The organism is Frigidibacter sp. MR17.14, from assembly GCF_037095735.1.
Taxonomy (GTDB): Bacteria; Pseudomonadota; Alphaproteobacteria; order Rhodobacterales; family Rhodobacteraceae; genus Frigidibacter.
Genome location: NZ_JBAWKD010000005.1, coordinates 1 through 22,966, shown reverse-complemented (window position 1 = coordinate 22,966; position 22,966 = coordinate 1). Strand labels below are relative to the sequence as shown.

The following is a 22,966-nucleotide window of genomic DNA, read 5'->3' as shown; positions in this document are numbered from 1 at the left end:
CTCAGCGGTCGGGCGCGATCCGCGACACGAGGTCTTCCATCATCGCGGCGTTCTGCATGCGCAGGATCGCCTCGGCGCCGGTGGCGTCGTGGCGGCGGAGCGCCTCGATCAGCAGGCCCATCTCGTCGGCCATGATCCGGCGCCGGCCGATGCCGTAGCCGTAGCCCGAGCGGAAGGCGAAGATCGCGTCCCAGCCGCGCAGGAAGACGCGCAGCGCCTCGCGGTTTCCGCCGAATTCGACAAGGCGGGCGTTGAAGCGCCGGTTGGTCTCGATCGCGGCGATGTCCTCATGCGCGGCGATCTGGCGGCGGTAGTCGGCGGCAAGCGCTTCCAGCTCGCGGATGCGTTCCAGCGTCAGCGTCGCCATCCCGCGGCGCATCGCGCAGATCCTGAGATCGGTGTTCAGCTCGAAAAGATCGGTGATATAGGCGCGGTCGAGCTGACGCACGGTCGCGCCGCGGTTCGGCTCGATCTCGACCAGTCCCTCGCCTTCCAGCTTCCGCAGCGCCTCGCGCATCGGCATCGTCGAGAAGCCGAGGCGCTTGGCAAGATCGGCTGTCTTCAACCGCTCGCCCGGACGGATGCGGCCCGACAGGATGTCGTCGCGGATCAGGCGCGTCGCCTGATCCACCGAATTCTGCGCCGTCTCGAGCGAGAGGTCGTCGGCCATCAGGCGGCCTTCCGGATCAGCGAGACATGCTGGGAATCGATCAGCAGCGTGCCGTCGGCGCGGATCAGGCGCACGGCCTCGGTGATCACGCCGGCGGTGCCCTTCGCGTTCTCGCGCTTGGCGGTGAAGTCCATCTCGACATGGACCACGTCGCCGGCGACGAGCGGGGCCACGAACTTCACCTTGTCCCAGCCGAGCGAGGCGATCGAGGTATCCTCGTAAAGCTTCAGCTCTGTCTTCAGCCCCTCCATCAGCGACAGGCCGTAGAGGCCGTGCGCGATGATGCCGGGGAAGCCCGCCTTCTTCGCATAGGCTTCGTCGGTGTGCAGCGGATGGTGGTCGCGGGTCAGGCGGCAGAAGTCGGCGATGTCGGCGACGGTGATCTCGTGCGCGGCCGTGGTGTAGCGCGCGCCGATCTCGACATCCTCATAGGTCAGGTTCATGCGTAGGCCTTCTGCACCTGGCGCGCGATGATCATGCGCTGGATCTGGTTGGTCCCTTCATAGATCTGGCTGAGCCGCACGTCACGGAACAGACGCTCGATGCGGAATTCGCGGCTGTAACCGTTGCCGCCGTGGATCTGCAGTGCATTCGAAATGTGCACCTGCGCCATGTCGGTGGTGAAGAGCTTGGCCTGCGCGGCTTCCAGCGCGATCGGGTGGCCGGCTTCGTAGAGCTTCGCCGCGTTGTGGATCAGCAGGCGCGCGGCAGCGATGTCCTTGGCCATGTCGGCAATCATGAACTGCACCGCCTGATGTTCGAAGATCGGCTTGCCGAACTGCCTTCGGTCATTGGCATAGGCGATCGCATCCTCCATCGCCGCCTGCGCCATGCCGAGCGCCATCGACGACATCATCAGCCGCGAGAAGTTGAAGTTCTCCATCGCCATCTTGAAGGCGCCGTGTTCGGGCCCGATGCGGTTCGTCACCGGCACGCGGACCTCGTCGAAGCTGACCATGCATTCGGACAGGCCGTGCATGCCCAGCAGATGTTCCGACTTGCCGCGGGTCACGCCGGGGCGGTCGGTCTCGACCAGGATGCACGAAATGCCCTTGGCGCCGGCGGCCGGGTCGGTCTTGGCGAAGACCATGATCACGTCGGCGACCTGACCGAAGGTGACCCAGGCCTTGGTGCCCTTGATTACATAGTCATCGCCGTCGCGGCGCGCGGTCGTCGTCATCGCGGCCACGTCCGAGCCGTGGTCGGGCTCGGTCACGGCGGTGGCGGGAATCGTGCGGCCTTCGAGGATGCCGGGAATCAGCGCCTTGTGCTGGTCGGTGCCGTGGTGGTTGAGGAACAGCGCCGCCTCGACCGGGATCGCGAAGGCGTTGCCGACCGCGCCCGAGCCGCGGGCGATCTCTTCCATCACGATGCAGGCCGCCATCGCGTCAAGGCCGACACCGCCCGCGTCCTCGGCGAGTGCCACGCCGAAAAGACCCTGTTCGGCAAGGGCTTCGTAGATGTCGCGCGGGAAGACGTCGTCACGGTCGATGCGGGCGGCGGCGGGGGCGACCACATCCTCGGACAGGCGGCGCGCGGTCTCGCGCACCATGCGCTGCTCTTCGGTGTAGAACTGATCCAATGTGATCTCCGTTGGGCTGTATATTGTCGGATTTGATCTTGGCCTACACGCGGCCGAGACCCCGGGTCAAGCCGAGGCGAGGCCGGCGTGGAACGCGTCCGAGGGGGCGCGGTCGAAGAAGTAGACGATGACATCCTTCGGGTTGGCGCCGTAGGCCGCAACGACGCCGTCCGTCATCGCGCGGGCGGCGGCGGCCTTGGCCTCTTGCGGGCGGGGGAAGGCGTGGACTTTTATAAAAATGCGGAAGTTTTCAGCGTCCGCGCCGTGTTTTCCGGCATGTCCGTAGGAATACTCGGGGGCCGAGAAATAATAGCAGGTGACGATTTCCGGCTTGATCGAGAAGGCCTCGCAGAGACCATCGGTCAGGGCGCGCGTTGCTTTTGCCCGTGTTTCTTGGGCTGCGTCGCGGTCGATGATCTCGATGAAGGGCATGGGGGATACTCCTGGGAGGGGGAAGGTCGCCGCCCGAAATTCGAGCTGTCGCGTTGACTCATTATCTGATCAGATCGAAGCTCAACGCAAGGAATTTGGATCGGCTCGGTTGAGAGAGTCGGAAAGGACCGGAATGAGCTTCAGGGGCAGCTACACCGTCTGCGTCACCCCCTTCGACGCCGCAGGCAACGTCGATCTCAAGGCGCTTGGCGACTATGTCGACTGGCAGATCGCGGACGGCGTGCACGGGCTGATCCCGCTGGGCTCGACCGGCGAATTCCTGTCGCTGACCCGGGACGAGCGCGCGGCGGTGGCCGAGACGGTCATCAAGCGCGCCGCGGGCCGGGTGCCGGTGCTGATCGGCACCGCCGCCGAATGGACCGACGAGGCCGTCGAGATCAGCCGCGAGGCGGAGAGCCTTGGCGCCGACGGGGTGATGCTGGTGCCGCCCTACTATTCCTCGCCGACCGAGGAAGAACTGGTGGTGCATTTCACCAAGGTGGCCGAGGCGCTGTCGATCCCGGTGATGCTCTACAACAACCCGTTCACCGCGAATGTAGACCTGACCGCGAAGCTGGTCGGCCGCCTCTCCGAGGTCGATAACATCAGCTACATCAAGGACACCTCGAAAAACGTGCACCGGGTGACCGAGCTGCTCGAGGCGTGCCAGGGCCGGATGACGGTCTTCGCGGGCTACTATCCGTGGGAAAGCTATCTGGCCGGGGCCGAGGGCTATTCCTCGGTCATGTCGAACATCTCGCCGAAGCTGTCGGCCCTGACCTTCGAGCGCACCGTCGACGGTTCGGGCGAGGGCCGGGCACTTTACGTGAAAACCCTGCCGCTGATCAACGCGCTGGCGGGTGACCTTTACGTTTCGGCCACCAAGGCCGCGATGCAGATGATCGGCCGCCCGATGGGCGAGCCGCGCGCCCCCCGCCTGCCGCTGCCGGCGGCGAAGCGGGCAGAGCTGAAGACCATCCTCGATACTCTCGGGCTCTCGGCGGAGGCCTGACCCCGGGGGCCTGCCGGCCCCCGGACCGCGATACCGCCCCAACAGCAAGACGAAACAGGGAAGTCACATGAAACACACGCATCTCGCCCTCTGCCTCGCGCTGGCCGCGAGCACGGTCGCCGCCCCGGTCTTCGCGCAGGAGATCACGCTAAAGGCCAGCCACAACGCGAATGCCGAAGAGCCCTATGGCGTCGGCATGCGCAAGATGGCCGAGATCCTGAAGGAGAAGTCGGGCGGCAAGGCCGCGATCGAGGTCTATGACAACGCCACGCTGGGCGACGAGATGGAAAGCATCCAAGGCACCCAGATCGGCACCGTCGACATCGCGGTGACCGCGAACGAGACGCTGGCGAACTTCGTGCCGGACCTGTCGGTCTTCTCGCTGCCCTTCATGTTCGACGATGCCGCGCAGATGGACCGCGCGCTGTCGGACAAGGCGGTGCTGGGCGAGATGCAGACCGCGCTGGACGCGCAGGGCTTCCACCTGCTGGCCGTCTTCTCGGCCGGGACCCGCCACATCATGACCCGCAAGCCCGTCGAGAAGATGGAAGACCTTGCCGGCATGAAGATCCGCACCATGCAGAACCCGGCGCATGTCGACACCTTCACCGCCTTCGGCGCGAACCCGACGCCGCTGGCCTATACCGAGCTGTACGGCGCGCTGGAGACCGGCGTGGTGGACGGCGCGGAAGCCGCGAACACCAACTTCTACGCCAAGAAGTTCTACGAGGTCGCCCCCGACTGGGCGATGGTCGGCTGGCTTGAGCTGGTCGCCCCGGTGATCATGGGCAAGGCCGCCTACGAGGCGCTGCCGGCCGATGTGAAATCCGCGCTCGACGAGGCCGGGCAGGAAGCGGGCCAGTTCCAGCGCAAGGCCTATCTCGACAGCGACAACGCCCGCGTCGCCGACATCGAGAAGGCCGGCGTGAAGATCACCCATCCGGACATCGCGCCGTTCCGCACCGCCGCCCAGCCGATCTACGACAAGTACGTCACCACCGACACGCAGAAGAAGATCTTCGAGCTGGTCAAGGCGGTGAAGTGACCGCTATCTGACGCCCTCGCCGGTCGCGGGAACCGCCCGCGGCCGGTCTTCCTGTCCGACTGCACCGGGGGTTGACCCGCGATGTTCGCGCTTCTCGAAGGTTTCTGTCTTCTGGTCCGGCGGGTGGTATCCGCCGTGGTGATCCTGCTCTTCGCGGTGATGATGGCCGCGGTGCTGGTGCAGGTCGCCGGTCGCTACGTCTTTGGATATTCGATCGCCCAGGCGGCCGAGATCGCCACCTACGGCCAGATCTGGCTGGTGCTGCTGGGGGCGGGCGTTGCCGTGGCCCGCGGTCAGCATGTCGCGATCGACATGGTGCCCGCCGCGCTGCCGAAGCCGCTGGCGCGGGTGGCGCTGATCGCCATCGCGCTGGTCGTCGCGGCCTTTCTGGCCGTGCTGGGCTGGGGCACGCTGCCGCTGATCAAGATGGGCGCCTTCCAGACCTCGCCCGCGCTGCGCATCCCGATGCGCGACATCTACCTCTGCCTGCCGGTGGGCGCCGCCTACATGGTCCTTGAACTGCTGCTGTCGGTCATCCGTCGCTGGGACGATCCCTTCCCGCCGCCCGAGGTCGAAGCCGAGGAGATCGCCTGATGTCCGTCATCGCCCTTGCCTTCTTCGGGCTTCTGCTGCTTGGCGTGCCGGTGGTCTTCGTGCTGGGCGCCTCGGCGGTGCTGGCGCTGGTCATGACCACCGACGTGCCGGTCGTCATCGTCAGCCAGCGCGTCTTCGCGGGCCTGAACTCCTTCACCCTGATGGCGATCCCGTTCTTCGTCTTCGCCGGCGTCATCATGGACGCGGGCGGCATCTCGCGCCGGATCGTCGATTTCGCCTCGGCGCTGATCGGCTGGATGGTGGGCTCGCTCTACCAGATCTCCTGCGTGGCGGCCGCGGGCTTGGCCGCGATCTCGGGCTCGGGCTCGGCCGACACCGCCGCGATCTCGGCGATCATGCAGCCGCAGCTGCGCCGCAAGGGCTATGACGTCGACTTCGGTGCGGCGCTCATCGCCTGCGCGGGGTCGCTGGCGCAGGTGATCCCGCCCTCGCTGACCATGGTGATCATCGCCGTAGTGTCGAACGTTTCGATCAGCGCGCTGTTCGTCGCGGGGATCGTGCCGGGGCTGATGTGCATCCTGATGCTGATGACCATCGCCTATTTCACCGCCAAGCGCGGCGGCGAGACCTATCGCGACGCCGAGCCCTTCACCATGGCGCGCCTTGGCCGCACCGGCCTGGCCGCGCTGCCGGCGGCGGGCATGCCTTTCGTGATCCTCGGCGGCATCCTCGGCGGCGTCTTCACGCCGACCGAAGCCGCGGCGGTCGCGGGCTTCTACGGGCTGATCGTCGGCATGTTCGTCTACCGCGACCTGAAACCCGCGATGCTGCCGGGGCTGATCCTGCGCTCGGCCTCGATCGCGGCCTCGGTCATGCTGATCATCGGCACCGCCAGCGTCTTTTCCTGGCTGATCGCGAATGCCAACGTGCCGAAGATGCTGGGCGAGTGGATCGCCTCGGTCTCGACCTCGAAGCTGGTGTTCCTGATCATCGCGAACCTGCTGTTCCTTGTGGTCGGCATGTTCATGGAGACGATCGCCGCGATCCTGATCATCGTTCCGGTCCTGTCGCCGATCGCGGCGCAGATGGGGCTCGACCCGATCCACTTCTCGCTGGTCGTGATCCTGAACTGCGCGATCGGCACCGTGACGCCCCCCTACGGCATCTCGCTCTTCGTCGCCTCGAGCGTCGCGGGCCGCCCGGTGCTGAGCGTCGCGCGCAAGCTTGGCTGGCCGCTGGCCGGGCTCTTCGCGATGCAGCTCGCCGTCACCTTCATCCCCGAACTGTCGCTGACTTTGCCGCGGCTCTTCGGCCTCATCGACTGACAAGGACACATCATGGCCCAGCTCAAGGTCACCATCGCCGGCATCGTCTTCGACGCGAAATTCGAGGAAGAGAAGGCGCCGAAGACCGTCGCCGCTTTCCGCGCGCATCTCCCCTACCGCAGCAAGGTCGTTCATGTCCGCTGGAGCGGCGAGGGCGTCTGGATCCCGCTGGGCGAGACCGACTTCGGCGTGTCTTACGAGAACCACACCAGCTTCCCGGCGCCGGGGCAGTTCGTGCTGTATCCGGCCGGCATCTCTGAGACCGAGATCCTGCTGGCCTATGGCGGGGTGCATTTCGCCTCGAAGATGGGGCAGCTGGCGGGGAACCACTTCATCACCCTGACCTCCAATCTGGACAAGCTGGCCGAAATCGGGCCCAAGGTCCTGTGGGACGGCGCGCAGGAGATCCTCTTCGAAGAGGTCTGAGCGGGCCCTCGGATGCGGGATCTGACGATGAGCGATGCGATGACCTTCGGCGCCCGGTTGCGGGCGCTGGCCGCCGAGCGGGGCGGGGCAGAGGCTGTGCGCTTCCTGCCTGCCGCGGGCGACGAGGTCTCGCTGAGCTGGGGCGAGCTTGATCGCAGGGTCGACGGCTTCGCCCGCGCGCTGACCGAGCGTGGCGTGGGGCAGGGCGATGTCGTGGCCTTCGCGCTGCCGAACATCCCCGAGCATCTGATGCTGGCGCTGGCAATCTGGCGGCTGGGCGCGACGACCATGGTGCTCGATCCTGCGATCGGGGCCGAGCGGGCGGCGGCGATGCAAGCGCGCAGTGGCGCACGGGTGCTTGTGTCCGCGTCTGGGGGCCTTGGTGGCGCGGCGCTGGCCGAGCTGGCGGCGCGGGCGGCGGCGCTGCCCGAGGGGCCGGTCTCGGATGCGGTGTCCTGCCCGGGAAAGATCGTGCTTTCAGGCGGGTCGACCGGCTTGCCGAAGATGATGGCCGATGCGCGGCCTTTCCTGCGCGTCCCGGGCGCGAGCTGGGGCCGCGTCGCGCCGCGGCTGGGGTTCCGGGCCGAGCAGGTGCAGCTGGTCTGCGGGGCGATGTCGCACAACGCGCCCTTCACCTGGGCGCAGAACGGGCTCTTCGAGGGTAACCGGCTGGTGCTGATGGAGCGGTTCGACGCCCGCGCCGCGCTGGCCGCGATCGACCGGTTCGTGGTGGGCTTCGTCATGTTGGTGCCGACGATGATGGTGCGGATGATCGACGCGCTGCCGGGCAGCAGCGCCTCGCTGGCCAGCCTGCATGCGCTCTATCACACCGGCGCGCCCTGCGCCGACTGGCTGAAGGCCGCGTGGATCGAGGTGCTGGGCCCGGCGCGGGTGACCGAGATGTATGGCTCGGGCGAGAACACGGGCCAGACCACGATCACCGGTGCGGAATGGCTGGACCATCCCGGCTCGGTCGGGCGGGGTTTCGAGACCGAGATCCGGATCTACAGTCCCGACCGCCAGCTTCTGCCCGTGGGCGAGACTGGCGAGATCTTCATGCGCCCCGCTGATCTGTGCGGGCGCAGCGAGTATGTCGGGCCCGAGGCGCCGCAGCCCGAGCGCGACGGTGACGGCTTCCAGAGCATCGGCGATGTCGGGCGGCTCGACGCCGAGGGGTATCTCTACCTCGGTGGGCGACGCGATGACGTGGTGAATACCGGCGGCGTGAAGCTGCACCCAGAGACGGTCGAGGCAGCGCTTCTGCGCCATCCCGATGTCGCGGATGCCGTGGCCTTCGGGGTGCCGGATCGCGACTGGGGCGAGAAGCTGGTGGCGGGCGTCGTCGCCAAGCCCGGGCGGGCGCTGGACGCGGCCGGGCTGCGGTCCTTCTGCGCGGGTCTGTTGTCTCCGCAGGAGGTTCCGAAGCTCTTCAGGGTCTGCGAGGCACTGCCCCGCGACGGCTTCGGCAAGATCCGCCGCAAGGCGCTGCGCGCCGAATTTCTTGACGATGGTGCGGCGGGGCGCTGAACCGTGACCCGTCGGGGCGCGGGCTTGTCGCCCCCCTGACAGGGCCACGGGCCCCGATCGGTCACCGAGAGGAGGGCGTCAGTCGACGAGCCCCTCGCGGACCCGCTCCCAGCCGCGCGTCAGATGCGCCACGACGATTTCCTGCAGCGCCGGCGCGTCCCGCCGTTCCAGCAGCTCCATCATCTGCTCGTGCTCGGCCACGGCGTTGGCCCAGCGCTCGGCACCCTCGTGGCCGAGGAAGCGGATGCGCTTCACCCGGTTCTGCAGCTGACCATGGACTTGCGCCAGCACCGCGTTGTCCGCCAGCGCCACCATCGCCGAATGGATCTGCTGGTTCAGCTTGTAATAGGCCAGCCGGTCGCGGCGCGCGTAACAGGCCATCATCTCGTCATGCAGGACCCGCACGGCGGCGATCTGGGCGTCGGTCGCGATGCGGCAGGCCTCGCCCGCGGCAAGGCTTTCCAGCGTCTTGATCACCACGAGCATGTCGTGGACTTCCTTGGCGGTGAACTTCTTCACGATCGCGCCGCGCGCCGGCACCAGCTCGACCAGCCCTTCCGAGGCCAGATATTTGATCGCCTCGCGCAGCGGCGTGCGCGACACGCCCAGCTGCGCGCCGATCTGGCCCTCGTTGATCCGGGTGCCGGGCTCGAGCGCGCCTTCGATGATCATGTCGCGCAGGCGCGTCAGGATCGCCTCGTGAAGCGACTGCCTCTCGATCCGGTCGGGCACTTCAGTCTGTCCGGCGCCGAGCGACTTCGCAGCGTCCACCGCGATCCTCCTCCTTGGGTAGGTTCTGGCTACGCAGAGACGGGCGGGAAGTCAACTCGGCCTTCTGAATGCTGCATACAGAATTAGGTTTCGCTCGCCGGGCTGGATTCCTAATGTCGGGCCATCGACCGCGATTCGGAGGAGGGACCGATGTTCGATCACGCCCAGGCGACGGGGGTCCGGAAATGACCTGGACCGCCGAGACATGGCCGATCGCGGCCGCGATGCTGCCCTTCCCGGGTCTGCTGCCGGACGGAACAGCCAAGCAGGATGCCGATCCGGCGGTCTGGGCGGCCGACCTTGCAGAGGTGGCAGGAGCCGGCTTCACCGCCGTCGATCCGACCGACAGCTGGATCTCCGTCGCGGCGCTGGATGCTGCGCGGCGGGCAGCTTTTCTGGAGATCTGCCGGGATCTGGGGCTGTCGGTGCCCGCGATCTCGACCTCGCGCAAGAACCTCGTCGATCCGCTGCGGGGGCCCGAGATGCTGGCCTATGCGCATCGCGTGATCGACTGCGCGGCCGAGATCGGGGCCCAGGCGGTCAGCTTCGGCTTCTTCGGGGCGCTGACGCCGGCGCAGCTGGCGACGACCTGGTTCTGGACCGCACAGGGCCAGCCGCTGCCCGTCGATCCTGAGACCCGGGCGCTGGCAGTCGAGCGCACTCGCGAACTGGGCCGCCATGGCGCCGAGGTCGGTGTCGAGGTGGCGCTGGAGATGTACGAGGACACCTATGTGGGCACGGCTCGCGACGCGGTGGCCTTCGTCGAGGATGTCGATCATCCCTCGGTCCGCCTGAACGTCGACATCGGCAACCTCGTGCGCCTGCACCGCCCGGTGGAGCCCTGGGCCGAGATGATCCGGCTTTGCGCGCCGCACGCCGGATACTGGCATCTGAAGAACTACGCGCGGATGGAAGATGCGGCGACCGGCACCGTGCTGACGCATCCGGCGCCGTTGCTGGGCGGCACGATCAACTGGCGCGCGGCGATCCGCAGCGCGCTCGGCCACGGGTTCGCCAGTCCGTTCCTGCTCGAGCATTACGGCGGTGACGGTCTCGGCGTCTGCGCCGAGAACCAGACCTATCTGCGTCAGGTTCTCGCCGCATCGCTGTCCAGAGCGGCGGTGTGAAAGAACGGGGTTGGCAGCACACATAATGCTGTATACAGAATTACGAAGCAAATGAACGGGGGGAGATTCGATCATGCGCACAGCTCTCGCAATCGGTGATGCAGGCGGCGTCGGGCCCGAGCTCGCCGCGAAACTTCTGGCACATCCCGAGATGCAGGGCCGGGATTTCGTCGTGATCGGCGATGCTCGGCTGCTCGAAATGGGCAAGACCCATGCCGGCGTGGCCTTCGACCTGCCGGTGGTGGCTGCCTCTGAAGTGGCCCGTGGCCTGCCCGCCGGCCGGGTGATGGTCGATCTGGCCAACTGCGGCCCCGAGGCGATCACCAAGGGCAGCTCGAACCCGGCTGCCGGGGCGGCCTCGCTGCAGAACTTCGCCGCCGCGCTGCGGCTGGCACAGGCCGGCATCGCCGACGCGGCGATGTTCACGCCGTTCAACAAGCATTCGATGCGGCTCGCCCGCCCCGATTACGTCGACGAGATCGGCTTCATCGACCGCGTGCTGGGCGCGACCCGTTCGGGGCGCGAGTTCAACGTGCTGGAAGAGGTCTGGAACGCTCGCGTCACCTCGCATATCCCGCTGCGCAAGGTCGCCGACACGCTGAGCGTCGAGCGGATCCTGGCTTCGATCAAGCTGACCCACGAGGTGATGGAAGGCGCCGGCAAGCCGAACCCGCGGATCGGCGTCGCGGCACTGAACCCGCATGCCGGCGACGGGCGCAACTTCGGCGAAGAGGATGACGACATCATCGAGCCCGCGGTGCGGGCCGCCGCGGCCGAGGGGCTGGCGGTCAAGGGGCCGATCCCGTCGGACACCGTTTTCGTGCGCGCCATCCGCGGCGAGTTCGACGCGGTGCTGACCATGTATCACGACCAGGGTCAGATCGCGATGAAGCTGATGGGCTTCGACCGCGGCGTGACGCTGATCGCGGGCTACGGCTTCCCGATCTGCACCCCGGCCCACGGCACCGCCTATGACATCGCGGGGCAGGGCAAGGCCGATCTGGGCGCGACGCTGGCCGCGGCGCGGCTGGCCGAGAGCCTGGCGAAACTGAATCCGCCGCGCGGGGCCTCGGTCGCGCTCGGCGCGGACTGGGCGACCGGCGCGGTCGAGACCGAGACTGCCCTCGCCGACTGAAACGTGCGTTGATGCGGGTTGAGGAGCCCGCGGGCCGCTAAGGCCGAAACAGAGGAGGAGAGACCCATGAAGACCCTGATGACCAGCGCGGCCCTCGCGGCGCTCGCCCTCGGCGCCGCGCTGCCCGCGGCCGCCGACTGGGCCCCGAACCGCCCGCTGGAATTCGTCGTCGCCTCGGGCGCCGGCGGCGGCACCGACAACTTCGCGCGCACGATCCAGTCGATCATCGTGAAAAGCGACGACCTCGGCCAGCCGATCGTCGTGCTGAACAAGGGCGCGGGTTCGGGCGCGGAGGCGTTCCTGTATGCCAAGCAGAACAAGGCCGACCCGAACAAGCTGATCTTCGGCACCAACAACGTCTACCTGCTGCCGCATGTCGCCAAGCTCGCCTACAAGGTCGAGGATCTGCAGCCGGTCGCGGCGCTGGCGCTGGACGAGTTCCTCGTCTGGGTGAAGGCAGACGCGCCCTACAAGACGGTGATGGACCTCGTCGAGGACGCGAAAGCGAACCCGGGCAAGATCCCCTTCGGCGGCAGCCAGTCGAAGGACACCGACGAAACGCTGGTGGCCCTGATCGAGCAGACCACGGGCGCCGACTTCAAGTACGTGCCCTTCAACGGCGGCGGCGAAGTGGGCGTGCAGCTGGCGGGCGGCCACGTTGCCGCGAACGTCAACAACCCGAACGAGAACCTCGGCCAGTGGCAGGCCGGCGCGGTGCGCCCGCTCTGCGTCTTCTCGAAGCAGCGGATGGCCAAGTCCGAGCCGATTCATGACGGCATGGGCTGGGGCGACATCCCGACCTGCATGGAGCAGGGCCTGCAGATCGAAAGCTACCAGATGCCGCGCACCGTCTGGGTGCCCGCCGACGTTCCGGCCGAGGCCGTGGCCTTCTACGAGGCCGAGCTGAAGAAGGTCTCGGAAGCGCCCGAGTGGAAGGACTACCTGAAGAAGACCTCGCAGAGCGCGGCCTTCCTGGCCGGGGATGAGCTGAACGGCTTCATCAAGGACAGCGAAGCCAAGACCGTCGGCGTCTTCGAGAAGCAGGGCTGGGCCTCCAACTGACCTGAAGGGTCAGCCAGAGCCTCGCGGGTCCGCCCGCGGGGCTTTCCGTGCCGGGGTCCGCCCGGACATCGCCACAGGGAGGGGGCGCGATGACCGTCAAGAGATTTCATGCCGAGCTTGCGACCGCGGTCGTGACCGCTGCCGTCGGGGTGACGGCGGTGATCGGCGCCGAGGAGCTGGGCCACGGCTGGACCGACAGCGGCCCGCAGTCGGGCTATTTCCCGTTCTACGTCGGCCTGATCCTGATCGCGGCGAGCCTGTGGAACCTGGTCGCGGCCGTGGCCAAGCACCGCGTCGGTGGACGGCTGGCCGCGGTGACCGGCGATGTCGAGGAGCCGTTCCTCGACGGCGAGAAAGCGCGCCGGATCGGCGGGTTCCTCGCGGTGATGGTCGTCTTCCTGGTGATCACTCTGGTGATGGGGATCTACGTCGGCTCGATCTGCTACATCTCCTGGACCGCCTGGCGGCAGGGCGGCTACCGGCTGCCGATCGCGCTGGGCCTTGGCGTGGGCTTCGCCGTCGCGCTTTACCTGATTTTCGAAGTCGCCTTCCTCGTGCCCCTGCTGAAGGGCCCGATCGAACCGCTGCTCGGCATCTACTGAGGACCGGACCATGGCCAATTTCGACATGCTCATCCATGGCTTCGGCATCGCCATCACGCCGATGCATCTTCTGCTGATGGTGGCGGGCGTGCTGCTGGGGCTGATCGTCGGCGTTCTGCCGGGGCTTGGCGCGCCGAACGGCGTCTCGCTGCTGATCCCGCTGACCTTCACACTGGACCCGACCGCGGCGATCATCCTGCTGTCGTCGATGTACTGGGGCGCCCTGTTCGGCGGTTCGACAACCTCGATCCTGTTCAACATCCCCGGCGAGCCATCCTCGGTCGCGACGACCTTCGACGGCTACCCGATGGCGCGCAACGGCGAGTCGACCCGGGCGCTGACGCTGGCCTTCATGTCGGCGGGCATCGGCGCGCTGACCGGCGTGCTGGTCATCACGCTGCTGGCCAGCTGGGCGTCGAACTTCGCGCTGCGCTTCGGCGCGCCCGAGTATTTCGCCGTCTACTTCCTGGCCTTCGCCGCCTTCATCGGCATGGGCTCGGCCGCGCCGGTCAAGACCATCGTGTCGCTGACGCTGGGCCTCGTGCTGTCCTCGGTCGGCATGGACAACGTGACCGGCGAGATCCGCCTGACCTACGGCTACGACGCGCTTCTGGGCGGGATCTCGTTCCTCGTGATCGTCATCGGCCTCTTCGGCATCGGCGAACTGCTGGCCACCGTGCAGGAGGGCCTTCGCTTCCGCGGTGTCGCCTCGAAGATCGACCTGCGCGACGTGCTGAAGACCGTGGTGGAACTGCCGCGCTACTGGGCGACCACCCTGCGCTCGGCCGCGATCGGGATCTGGATGGGCATCACGCCGGGCGGACCGACCGCCGCCTCGTTCATGTCCTACGGCGTCGCCCGCTCGGCCTCGCGCAAGGGCAAGCCCTTCGGCACCGGCCGCCCCGAGGGCATCATCGCCCCCGAGACCGCCGACCATTCCGCCGGCACCTGCGCCATGCTGCCGATGCTGGCGCTTGGCGTGCCCTCCTCGGCCACCGCCGCGGTGATGATGGGCGGGCTGATGATCTGGGGCCTGACCCCGGGGCCGATGCTGTTCGCGACCAAGCCCGACTTCGTCTGGGGGCTGATCGCCTCGATGTACATCTCGAACATCGTCGGCGTGATCCTCGTGCTGCTGACGGTGCCGATGTTCGCGGCGCTGCTGCGCATCCCGTTCTCGATCATCGGCCCGATGATCGTCGCGATCTGCTTCGTCGGCGCCTACACCGTGTCGAACGCCACCTTCGATCTCTGGGTCGTGCTGGTCTTCGGGGTGGTGGGCTACATGTTCTCGCGGCTCGACTACCCGCTGGCGCCGATGGTGCTGGCCATGGTGCTGGGCCACAAGGCCGAGAACGCCTTCCACCAGTCGATGCTGCTGTCGGACGGCTCGCTCGGCATCTTCTTCTCCAATTCGCTGGTGACGGCGATCATGGCGGTGGCGATCGCGCTGCTGGTCGTGCCGAAGGCCTGGGCCTTCGCCGGGCGGCTGCGCCGGGCGCAACCGGCCGAATGACGGGACGGACACGATGAACCATCTTCGCTACTTCGCGGGGCGCGATACCGCCCAGGTCGAGTGCGCGATCATCGGAACCGGTGGCTTCGGGCGCAGCTTCCTGGCGCAGGCGCGCCATGTGAAGGGGCTCAGCTGCCGCGTCGCCGTCGACCGTGACGCGAGCATTGCCGCGGCGGGCCTCGCCTCGGTCGGACATGCCGCGGACGACATCGCCGTGGTGAAGGATGCAGAAGGCATCCGCGCCGCCTGGGCCGCGGGCCGCGCCATCGCCTGCGCCGACGCGGCGCTGGTGGCCGAGATCCCGGTCAAGGTGGTGCTCGAGGCCACCGGCAGCCCGGAGGCGGGCGCGCGCCACGCGCGTCTGGCCATCGAGGCGGGGCAGCACGTCGTCATGGTCACCAAGGAAACCGACAGCGTCATCGGCCCGATCCTCGGCCGGATGGCGGCCGAGAAGGCCTGCGTCGCCTCGCCCGTCGACGGCGACCAGCCGAGCCTGTTGATCGGCCTCGCCACCTGGGCCGAGGTCGTGGGCCTCGAGATCATCGCGGCAGGCAAGTCGAGCGAGTACGACTTCGTCTTCGACCCGGCGACGGGCCGGATCACCTCGAACGGTGTCAACGTCGATGCGCCCGGGTTCGGCGCCTGGCTCGACCCCGCGGGCCGGCCCTGGGCCGAGGTCGCGGCGGGCCGCGCGGCGGCGGCTACGATGCTGCCGCAGCGCGCGGTGCCGGACCTGTGCGAGATGACGGTGGTCGCCAATGCGCTGGGGCTGGTGCCCGACCGCGCCGACCTGCACTGCCCGATCGCGCGGATCACCGAGATCGCGGACATGATGGCGCTGCAGTCCGACGGGGGCCTCTTGTCGGCACCCGGCAAGCTTGACGTCTTCCACTGCCTGCGGCTGCCGGGCGAGCCCAGTTTCGCGGGCGGCGTCTTCGTCACCGTGGCCTGCCGCGATGCCGAGACCTGGGAGATGCTGCGCGAGAAGGGCCATGTCGTGGCCGCAAACGGCCGCACGGCCATGCTGGGCCTTCCGCGCCACCTGCTGGGGCTGGAGGCCGCGACCTCGGTCTTCGAAACCGCGCTGCTGGGCGCGTCCTCCGGCGCGGTCGCCCCGCGCCCGGTGATCGACCTGACCGCCCATGCCGATGTCGACCTGCCGGCGGGCACGGTGCTGAACGCCGTGGGCCATCACCACACCATCGCCGGCGTCTCGGGCCGGATGACTCCGGCCCAGCCGCTGGAGCCGGACAGCGCGATCCCCTATTACCTCGCCGCCGGTCGCCGGCTGCTGGTCGACGTGCCGGCAGGGCAGGTGATCCGCTGCCGGGATGTCGATCTCGACGAGGGGTCGGAGCTGTGGTCTCTTCGCCGCCGGCAGGACGCGGTGACGGAGTGGTCCGCCTGAGGCGGGAAGGAGAACGCCATGCTTCTGGGATGCATCGGTGACGATTTCACCGGCTCGTCCGATCTGGGCGCGACGCTGGTCAAGGGCGGGATGCGCACCGTCCAGTATTGCGGCGTGCCCACGGCTCCGGCCGATCCGGGGGTCGAGGCCGGGATCGTCGCGCTGAAGTCGCGCTCGATGCCGGTGACCGAGGCGGTGGCGCTGTCTCTGCAGGCGCTGGACTGGCTGCGCGCGCAGGGCTGCCGCCAGATCCTGTTCAAATACTGCTCGACCTTCGATTCCACGCCCGAGGGCAACATCGGCCCGGTGGCCGAGGCGCTGGCGGATGCGCTGGGGGCCGAGGGCGTGATCTTCTGTCCGGCCTTCCCGGCGACGGGGCGGCGGATCTTCCAAGGCCACCTTTTCGTCGGTGATCGGTTGCTGAGCGAAAGCGGCATGCAGGACCATCCGCTGACGCCGATGACCGACCCCGACATCCGCCGCTGGCTGTCGCGCCAGTCGCGCCGGGGCGTCGGGCTGATCGGCGCCGACACCGTTTGGGCCGGGGCAGAGGCCGTGCGCGCGGCGCTCGCGTCCGAGACGGCGGGGGGGCGGCCCTTCGTCGTGGCCGACGCAATCCGCGATGCCGATCTGGTGACGCTGGGCGAGGCCGCTGCGGATCTTCCGCTGATCACCGGCGGCTCCGGCATCGCGCTGGGATTGCCCGAGAATTTCCGCCAGCGGGGCCTGATCTCTGGTCATGCCGCGCGCTGGCAGGGCGAGCCGGGCCCGGTCGCGGCGCTGTCGGGCTCGTGCTCGCGCGCCTCGCGGGGCCAAGTCGCGCGGCACATCGCGGACGGCGGTGCCGCGCTCGAGGTCGCGCCCGAGGCGATCCTCGACGGCTCGGTCACTGCCGCCGAGGCCGCGGGCTGGGCGTTGGCGCAGCCGGGCCTGCCGCTGGTCTATTCCTCGGCCGATCCCGCGGCGGTCGCGCAGGCGCAGGAACGCTGGGGGCGGGACCGCGTCGCCCATGCGCTCGAGGCGTTTTTCGCCGCGACCGCGCGCGCGCTGGTCGCCGGCGGCGTCACCCGGCTGATCACGGCGGGGGGCGAGACCTCGGGCGCGGTGGTCGAGGGACTGGGGCTTGAAAGTCTCGAGATCGGGCCGGTGATCGCGCCCGGCGTGCCCGCGATCCGCGCCGGCGCGCGACTGGTGCTGGCGCTGAAGTCCGGCAACTTCGGGGCCGAGGATTTCTTCGCCACCGCCGCCGCCGTGCTGGCCGCCGAAGAGGTTCCCGCATGAGCGAAGAGGCCCGGCTGCGCGAGCGGATCTGCACACTCGCGGCCTCGATGTTCGACCGCGGGCTGACCGCTGGCTCGACCGGCAACATCTCGGCCCGGACGCCGGACGGGGGGCTGCTGGTCTCGCCCACCGGTACCTCGTTCGGGCGGCTCGACCCCGCGCGGCTGGCGAAGTTCGACGCCTCGGGGCGGCAGGTCGAAGGCGACCGGCCCACGAAGGAGATGCCGCTGCATCAGGCCTTCTACGAGACGCGCGGGCGGACGGCGGCGGTGGTGCACCTGCATTCCTGCCATTCCGTCGCGCTCTCGACCCTGCCGGATGCCGGCGTCGAGGATTTTCTGCCGCCGATCACCCCCTATGCCTTCATGCAGCTGGGTCGCGTGCAGCTGTTGCCCTATTTCCGCCCGGGCGATCCGGCGATCGGCGATGCGGTCCGCGGGCTCGCGGGCAAGCGCAGCGCGGTGATGCTGGCCAATCACGGGCCGGTGGTCGCGGGGCTCGATCTAGAGGGCGCCTGCAACGCAATCGAAGAGCTGGAGGCGACGGCGCGGCTGGCGATGCTGCTGCGGGGACAGACCCCCAACATGCTCTCGCCCGCGCAGGTGGCCGATCTGGTGCGGATCCATGACGTGGCCTGGGGTGCGGCATGACGCGTTTCTCTGCCAACCTCGGTTTCCTATGGGCAGACCTGCCGCTGCCGCAGGCGATCCGCGCCGCCCATGCCGCAGGCTATGACGCGGTCGAGTGCCATTGGCCCTATGACACGCCGGCGGCCGAGGTGCGGGCGGCATTGGCGGACACCGGGCTCGAGATGCTCGGGCTCAACACCCTGCGCGGCGCACCGGGCGAGAACGGGCTGGCCGCGATCCCGGGGCGCGAGGCCGAGGCGCGGGCAGAGATCGACCGCGCCATCGACTATGCCCGTGCCATCGGCTGCGGTGCCGTCCATGTCATGTCTGGGATCGCCTCGGGTCCCGGGGCCGAGGCCGCGCTGCGCGGCAACCTTGCCCATGCCGCCGCGCAGGCGCCCGAGCTGACCTTCCTGATCGAGCCGCTGAACCACCACGACGCCCCGGGCTATTTCCTGAACACCTCGGACCAAGCGGCCCGGTTGATCGAGGCCTTCGCGATCCCGAACCTGCGGATGATGTTCGACTGCTATCATCTGCAGATCATGGAGGGCGACATAACCCGCCGCCTGCGCCGGCACCTGCCGATGATCGGCCACGTGCAGTTCGCCTCGGTCCCCGACCGTGGGGCACCGGACCGTGGCGAGCTGGATTATCGCCACGTCTGCGCGGTGCTGGCCGATCTTGGCTGGGACCGGCCGGTGGGGGCCGAATACCGCCCCGGCGTTCAGGGGCCGGGCCTTGGGTGGGCGGCTGCGCTGGCGCCCTGAGCCGTCGCCGGTGGGCTGACGCGCCCGCGCCGCGCGACGCGGTCGATCGCCGCGATCACAGCCTCGGGCGCGGCGTGATGCGCCATGTGCCCGACGCCGGGCAGCAGGGTCAGATGCACGTTCGGCAGGGCGGTCATCGGGATCGCGTGCACCCGCGGCGCGATGGTGCGGTCGGCGCTGCCCTGCACGATCTCGATCGGCAGCGTCAGCTCGCGGTAATGTGGGCCCATCCGCCAGAGATAGGCCTTCAGATGCGTGAGCTGTCGCAGGTTGGTGCGCATCGGGCCCGGCCGCAGGGCAAGCTCCGCCCCGGTGTCGGCGGCATAGTCCGGCGGCAGCGGTTGCGGCGCGAAGAGCGTGCCGATGATGTGGTCCAGCAGCCAGTCCGGCATGAAGGCTGCGGCCAGCGGCTGCAACGTCGCCTCGGCAAGCGGGCTTGCCGCCAGCCCGTAGACGCCGTCATACCCGCCCTCCCAGGGCAGCACCGCGCCCGACACCACGACGACGCCGCGGGTCTTCGGCTCGATCAGCGCCCAGGCCATCGCCACCGCGCCGCCGTAGCTGTGGCCGAGGACGATGGGTTCGCGGACCCCGAGCTGCGCGGCCGCCGCGCGCAGGTAATCGGCCTGCACCAGCGGGCTCAGCCCCGCCGTGCCGAGATCGCCGGAATAGCCCAGGCCGGGCCGGTCGAACGAGATCACCCGGTAGCGGTCCTGCAGGCGCCGGGCGAGGTCGTCCATGTCGCGGGCGCTGCCGCTGGCCCCGTGCAGCAGGACCACGTCGGGTCCGTGGCCGCGGACCTCGGCATGGATCCGGGTGCCCGCGACCTCGAGGAACTGCCCCTGTGGAGGGTTCCGCGCCTCGATCCGTGCGGCGCGGCGATCTGCCAGCGGGGCACAGGCGGCCAGCAGGCAGGCCAGGGCCATCAGGATCCGTGTCATCGTGCCGGCGCGCCTTCTGTCAGGTTCCCGTGATCTAGCGTGCCCCGCGCTGCTCGCAATCAATTCCGCGACGGGTTGCGGCCAGGCGTCGGTGATCTTATGAAATGTCATAACATAACGAATCGCGGTGCTTGGGACAGGCGGGTGGGGATGGCGGCTGGCGGTGGAAACCTCGTGACGGGTCTGAAGCGGCGCGGCACCGGCTGCCCGATGGCGCAGTACGACCGCCTGCCACCACCGGCGCGTGCCTGGATCGCGGCGGCCGTCCTGCCCTGGAGCGCCGCCTCGGTCGCGCGGCTCTGGCGACGGCTCGCCCGGGACTGCGCGGGCGACGTGGCGCAGATCACGGCACGACTCGACCTGGCCGAACGCCGGACGCTGGCGCGCGAGGCGGCGCGGGTTCGGCGCAGTGGGGCCGGGCTGCACGCGAATTGGGCAGCGCCTCGGCCTGCGCCCGGGGCGCGGCCGGGCGCGCGGCGGGCTTGACGGCGGATTTGACGGCGGCCTGCGCCGGGCGCTAGGTCGATGCCGGATGGTCAGGAGATGGCGACCGGTGTTCGAATCCTTCTTCCCGCGCCCGCGGTTGTTCTTTTCCTCGGTGCTGCTCTGGACCGCGATCGGGATGGTGGTCTGGTATGGCCCCGGCGACCGCATCGCCGGGATGCTCGGCTTCGACCTCTCGGCGGCCGGGGACCCCGTAGTCGGGCTGGGCTATTTCCACACGCCCGAATTCCTGTGGTTCTATCTGTTCTACTTCGTCTGGGTCCTGCTGTTCTACGCGTTCTGGACCATCGCCCAGCCGCATCCCTGGCAGCGCTGGTCGATCCTCGGCTCTGCCTTCATCCTGTTCACCACCTATTTCGGCGTTCAAGTCAGCGTCGCGATCAACAACTGGCGCGGTCCGTTCTTCGACACGTTCCAGAAGGCGCTATCGGGCAGCGGCACGGTGACGGCGGGCGAGCTTTACGGGCTGCTGTCGATCTTCGCAGAGATCGCGCTCACCTCGACCGTGGTCTTCGTCGTGACCCGCTTCGTCGTCAGCCACTACGTGTTCCGCTGGCGCACGGCGATGAACGACTTCTACATGGCGCGCTGGCCGGTGATCCGGAAGATCGAGGGTGCCTCTCAGCGGGTGCAGGAAGACACCATGCGCTTCGCCACGATCATGGAGGGGCTCGGCGTCGCCATCGTCGACGCGGCGATGACGCTGATCGCCTTCCTGCCGGTGCTCTGGCGTCTGTCGGCGCATGTGACGGAACTGCCGCTGGTCGGCGCGATCCCGCATCCGCTGTTCGTGGCGCTGGTGGTCTGGGCGGTTTTCGGAACGGTGCTGCTGGCGTTGGTTGGGATCCGGCTGCCTGGCCTCGAATTCGCTAACCAGCGGGTCGAGGCCGCCTATCGAAAGGAGCTGGTCTATGGCGAGGACGATGCGGCTCGTGCCGATCCGCCGACGGTGGCAGAGCTGTTCCGCAATGTGCGGGCGAACTACTTCCGCCTGTACTTCCACTACATGTATTTCAACATCGCCCGCGGCCTCTATATCCAGGCCGACAATGTCTATGTGAACATCATCCTGGTGCCGACGATCGTCGCGGGGAGGCTGACGATGGGTCTGTGGCAGCAGATCCTGACCGCCTTCGGGCAGGTCAGCAGCTCGTTCCAGTTTCTGGTGAATTCCTGGACGACGATCGTTGAGATGCTGTCGATCTACAAGCGCCTGCGCGCCTTCGAGGCGGCGTTCCGGGGCGAGCCGCTGCCGGCCATCGAGCAGCGCCCCGAAGCCGACTGACGCTACGCAAAGGAAAGCCCCCGGCGGCGCGACCGACCGGGGGCCTCTCCGGCCTGGGGGCCGAAGACCATTTCCTGGCCAAGGCTCAGATCCGGCCAAGCCCTTCCGAACGGGCGCTGTCGCGCGCCGTGTCGGCGACCTTGTGCGCCGCGGTTTCGGCAGCATCGCGCATCCGGCCCGTATCGACGCTGGCCTTCAGCTCTGCTCCCGCGGCGCGCAGCTGCGCTTCGGCCTCGCCGGCGGTGGACTTCAGGACGGCGGCGGCCTTTTCCTTCTCTTCCTGGAAGATGCGCTGCGCCTCGGCGGCGAGGGCATCGCTCTGTGCACCCAGATGCTCGTCCTCCCAGCGGCTGCGCGGCAATGCCCCGGCGATCGCGGCGCCGGCGGCCACCGCCAGCGCCCCGGCCACCAGCGGCTGGTCGCGATAGAAGCCCTCGGCGCGGACCCGGCCGTCATGAGCCGCCCCCATCACCTGCCGCCGCGCCTCGTAGGCGGCCTCGCGCGCCTTCACGATGCGGTCGCGCGCTTCTGTCGTCAGCCCTTCGGTGCCCTCCGAAAGCCGGTCGCGCAGCTTCGCGGCGCGGTCGAGCGCGCGGGCGCCGGTCTCGCTCACCGTGCGGTGGCCAGCGGCATAGCCCCGTTGCGCCGAATCCGCCATCGCGCCCGCGCCCTCGGCGATCCGGCTGGCCAGTCCCGAGGCCTGCGCCGCGGCCCCGGTGCCGGGCGCGGCGTCGCCCTTGGAATAGTCGCCGGCCGCGGATTGCGAGGTCGCGGTGCCATAGCGGTCCTCGCCCTCCCAGTCATCGTCGAGCCATGCGGGGTCAGAGGCATGGCGCGGCGTGGCGTAGCGCTCGCGGTGGCGGGGCAGGGGGCGCTCGTCCCAGTTGCGCGCGGCGGGCGCCCGCCCGGCGGCGCCGGCCGGGGCGTGGCTGCGACCGACGGCCAGCCACAGAAGTCCGGCCCCGGTCAGGATCGCGGCGGCAGGATTGCGGCGCACGACGCCGGCGACGCCGCGCATCAGTTCTCCGCCTTGGTCGCGCAGTGCGTCCGAGATCTCGCCCATCAGCCCTTCGGCCGAGAAGCGGTCCTGCAGGTCGTTGATCGAGGCGCTGAGCCGGGCACGGTCGCGCGCGAGGTCCTGCTCGATCTGGTCGGGGGTGCGGGTGTCAGTCATTGTAGGCCTCCTTGAGGGCTTCGGCGTCCTGCGCGAGGCTGCGGGCCACGCGGCGCGGCGCGATGCTGAGGGTGGAGAAGCGGTGGCGGGCGGTCAGCCCGAAGATCAGGGCGAGCAGCGCAAGCCCCCCGGCAACGGCGAGTGTCGCCGCCAGCGGGGACAGCCCGGCCGCCACGAGCGCGGTCAC

Annotated in this window: 25 protein-coding genes; 17 read left to right on the top strand and 8 right to left on the bottom strand. The window is 68.9% G+C overall.

Translation table 11 applies throughout. The features are described from left to right. Position 1: 1 nt before the first annotated feature. The 4 genes from V8J36_RS14280 to V8J36_RS14265 all read right to left on the bottom strand — a co-directional run bounded on the left by V8J36_RS14280 (position 2) and on the right by V8J36_RS14265 (position 2,684). Positions 2-670, bottom strand: coding sequence for a GntR family transcriptional regulator (locus V8J36_RS14280; protein ID WP_336467981.1), 669 nt, complete (start codon positions 668-670; stop codon positions 2-4). Beyond that, on the bottom strand, positions 670-1,113 hold the full coding sequence (locus V8J36_RS14275; protein WP_336467980.1) for a MaoC family dehydratase: 444 nt from the start codon (positions 1,111-1,113) through the stop codon (positions 670-672). Before V8J36_RS14275 ends, V8J36_RS14280 begins: the two co-directional genes overlap by 1 nt. Continuing rightward, positions 1,110-2,252, bottom strand: a complete 1,143-nt coding sequence (locus tag V8J36_RS14270; protein WP_336467979.1) for an acyl-CoA dehydrogenase family protein — start codon at positions 2,250-2,252, stop codon at positions 1,110-1,112. The genes V8J36_RS14275 and V8J36_RS14270 overlap by 4 nt, the downstream gene beginning before the upstream one ends. A 66-nt stretch (positions 2,253-2,318) precedes the next feature. Beyond that, entirely contained in the window at positions 2,319-2,684 is a 366-nt protein-coding gene (locus V8J36_RS14265; RefSeq protein ID WP_336467978.1) for a hypothetical protein, read from the bottom strand. Positions 2,685-2,817: 133 nt separating this feature from the next. Between V8J36_RS14265 and V8J36_RS14260 the strand changes: the two genes are divergently transcribed. The 6 genes from V8J36_RS14260 to V8J36_RS14235 all read left to right on the top strand — a co-directional run bounded on the left by V8J36_RS14260 (position 2,818) and on the right by V8J36_RS14235 (position 8,574). Continuing rightward, the gene (locus tag V8J36_RS14260) at positions 2,818-3,696 is read left to right on the top strand and encodes a dihydrodipicolinate synthase family protein (protein WP_336467977.1); all 879 of its coding nucleotides are present in this window, start codon (positions 2,818-2,820) and stop codon (positions 3,694-3,696) included. 67 nt (positions 3,697-3,763) lie between these two features. Beyond that, positions 3,764-4,741, top strand: a complete 978-nt coding sequence (locus tag V8J36_RS14255) for a TRAP transporter substrate-binding protein (RefSeq protein ID WP_336467976.1) — start codon at positions 3,764-3,766, stop codon at positions 4,739-4,741. Between the two features lie 81 nt (positions 4,742-4,822). Then, a complete protein-coding gene (locus tag V8J36_RS14250; protein ID WP_336467975.1) occupies positions 4,823-5,335 on the top strand; it encodes a TRAP transporter small permease in 513 nt (170 codons plus the stop codon). Beyond that, complete coding sequence (locus tag V8J36_RS14245) at positions 5,335-6,621, top strand: TRAP transporter large permease (RefSeq protein ID WP_336467974.1); 1,287 nt, start codon at positions 5,335-5,337, stop codon at positions 6,619-6,621. Before V8J36_RS14250 ends, V8J36_RS14245 begins: the two co-directional genes overlap by 1 nt. A gap of 12 nt (positions 6,622-6,633) precedes the next feature. Then, on the top strand, positions 6,634-7,047 hold the full coding sequence (locus V8J36_RS14240; protein ID WP_336467973.1) for a DUF3830 family protein: 414 nt from the start codon (positions 6,634-6,636) through the stop codon (positions 7,045-7,047). 27 nt (positions 7,048-7,074) lie between these two features. Next, positions 7,075-8,574: a class I adenylate-forming enzyme family protein gene (locus V8J36_RS14235; protein ID WP_336467972.1), complete on the top strand. Its 1,500-nt coding sequence runs from the start codon at positions 7,075-7,077 to the stop codon at positions 8,572-8,574. Positions 8,575-8,652: 78 nt separating this feature from the next. Here the strand turns inward: V8J36_RS14235 and V8J36_RS14230 are convergent, their stop codons facing one another. Then, positions 8,653-9,345, bottom strand: a complete 693-nt coding sequence (locus V8J36_RS14230; RefSeq protein WP_336467971.1) for a GntR family transcriptional regulator — start codon at positions 9,343-9,345, stop codon at positions 8,653-8,655. Positions 9,346-9,530: 185 nt separating this feature from the next. On the opposite strand from V8J36_RS14230, the gene V8J36_RS14225 reads away from it, so the two are divergent. The 9 genes from V8J36_RS14225 (at position 9,531) to V8J36_RS14185 (ending at position 18,875) form a co-directional block, all read left to right on the top strand. Then, complete coding sequence (locus tag V8J36_RS14225) at positions 9,531-10,472, top strand: sugar phosphate isomerase/epimerase family protein (RefSeq protein ID WP_336467970.1); 942 nt, start codon at positions 9,531-9,533, stop codon at positions 10,470-10,472. 73 nt (positions 10,473-10,545) lie between these two features. Further along, on the top strand, positions 10,546-11,607 hold the full coding sequence (locus V8J36_RS14220; protein WP_336467969.1) for a 4-hydroxythreonine-4-phosphate dehydrogenase PdxA: 1,062 nt from the start codon (positions 10,546-10,548) through the stop codon (positions 11,605-11,607). 66 nt (positions 11,608-11,673) lie between these two features. Further along, entirely contained in the window at positions 11,674-12,669 is a 996-nt protein-coding gene (locus V8J36_RS14215) for a tripartite tricarboxylate transporter substrate binding protein (RefSeq protein WP_336467968.1), read from the top strand. 89 nt (positions 12,670-12,758) lie between these two features. Continuing rightward, positions 12,759-13,271, top strand: coding sequence for a tripartite tricarboxylate transporter TctB family protein (locus tag V8J36_RS14210; protein ID WP_336467967.1), 513 nt, complete (start codon positions 12,759-12,761; stop codon positions 13,269-13,271). A gap of 10 nt (positions 13,272-13,281) precedes the next feature. Further along, positions 13,282-14,787: a tripartite tricarboxylate transporter permease gene (locus tag V8J36_RS14205; RefSeq protein WP_336467966.1), complete on the top strand. Its 1,506-nt coding sequence runs from the start codon at positions 13,282-13,284 to the stop codon at positions 14,785-14,787. Positions 14,788-14,800: 13 nt separating this feature from the next. After that, on the top strand, positions 14,801-16,195 hold the full coding sequence (locus V8J36_RS14200; RefSeq protein ID WP_336467965.1) for an NAD(P)H-dependent oxidoreductase: 1,395 nt from the start codon (positions 14,801-14,803) through the stop codon (positions 16,193-16,195). An 18-nt stretch (positions 16,196-16,213) separates the two neighbouring features. Further along, entirely contained in the window at positions 16,214-17,476 is a 1,263-nt protein-coding gene (gene otnK, locus V8J36_RS14195; protein WP_336467964.1) for a 3-oxo-tetronate kinase, read from the top strand. Further along, complete coding sequence (gene otnC, locus V8J36_RS14190) at positions 17,473-18,126, top strand: 3-oxo-tetronate 4-phosphate decarboxylase (protein WP_336467963.1); 654 nt, start codon at positions 17,473-17,475, stop codon at positions 18,124-18,126. The genes otnK and otnC overlap by 4 nt, the downstream gene beginning before the upstream one ends. Beyond that, complete coding sequence (locus V8J36_RS14185; RefSeq protein WP_336467962.1) at positions 18,123-18,875, top strand: hydroxypyruvate isomerase family protein; 753 nt, start codon at positions 18,123-18,125, stop codon at positions 18,873-18,875. The genes otnC and V8J36_RS14185 overlap by 4 nt, the downstream gene beginning before the upstream one ends. On the opposite strand, the gene V8J36_RS14180 is transcribed toward V8J36_RS14185, so the two are convergent. Further along, on the bottom strand, positions 18,833-19,816 hold the full coding sequence (locus V8J36_RS14180; RefSeq protein WP_336467961.1) for an alpha/beta fold hydrolase: 984 nt from the start codon (positions 19,814-19,816) through the stop codon (positions 18,833-18,835). The two genes, V8J36_RS14185 and V8J36_RS14180, sit on opposite strands and share 43 nt — an antisense overlap. A gap of 99 nt (positions 19,817-19,915) precedes the next feature. On the opposite strand from V8J36_RS14180, the gene V8J36_RS14175 reads away from it, so the two are divergent. Further along, positions 19,916-20,302 (top strand): DUF6525 family protein, encoded by a 387-nt coding sequence (locus V8J36_RS14175; RefSeq protein ID WP_336467960.1) that lies wholly within the window; start codon positions 19,916-19,918, stop codon positions 20,300-20,302. A gap of 67 nt (positions 20,303-20,369) precedes the next feature. Beyond that, positions 20,370-21,605 (top strand): peptide antibiotic transporter SbmA, encoded by a 1,236-nt coding sequence (sbmA, locus tag V8J36_RS14170; RefSeq protein WP_336467959.1) that lies wholly within the window; start codon positions 20,370-20,372, stop codon positions 21,603-21,605. An 85-nt stretch (positions 21,606-21,690) separates the two neighbouring features. Here the strand turns inward: sbmA and V8J36_RS14165 are convergent, their stop codons facing one another. Both V8J36_RS14165 and V8J36_RS14160 read right to left on the bottom strand, forming a co-directional pair. Then, positions 21,691-22,779 carry a DUF3618 domain-containing protein gene (locus tag V8J36_RS14165; protein WP_336467958.1) on the bottom strand — a complete coding sequence of 363 codons (1,089 nt, stop codon included), beginning with the start codon at positions 22,777-22,779 and terminating at the stop codon, positions 21,691-21,693. Next, positions 22,772-22,966: hypothetical protein (locus V8J36_RS14160; RefSeq protein WP_336467957.1), on the bottom strand; the 195-nt coding region annotated here is incomplete at its 5' end. The genes V8J36_RS14165 and V8J36_RS14160, both read right to left, overlap by 8 nt.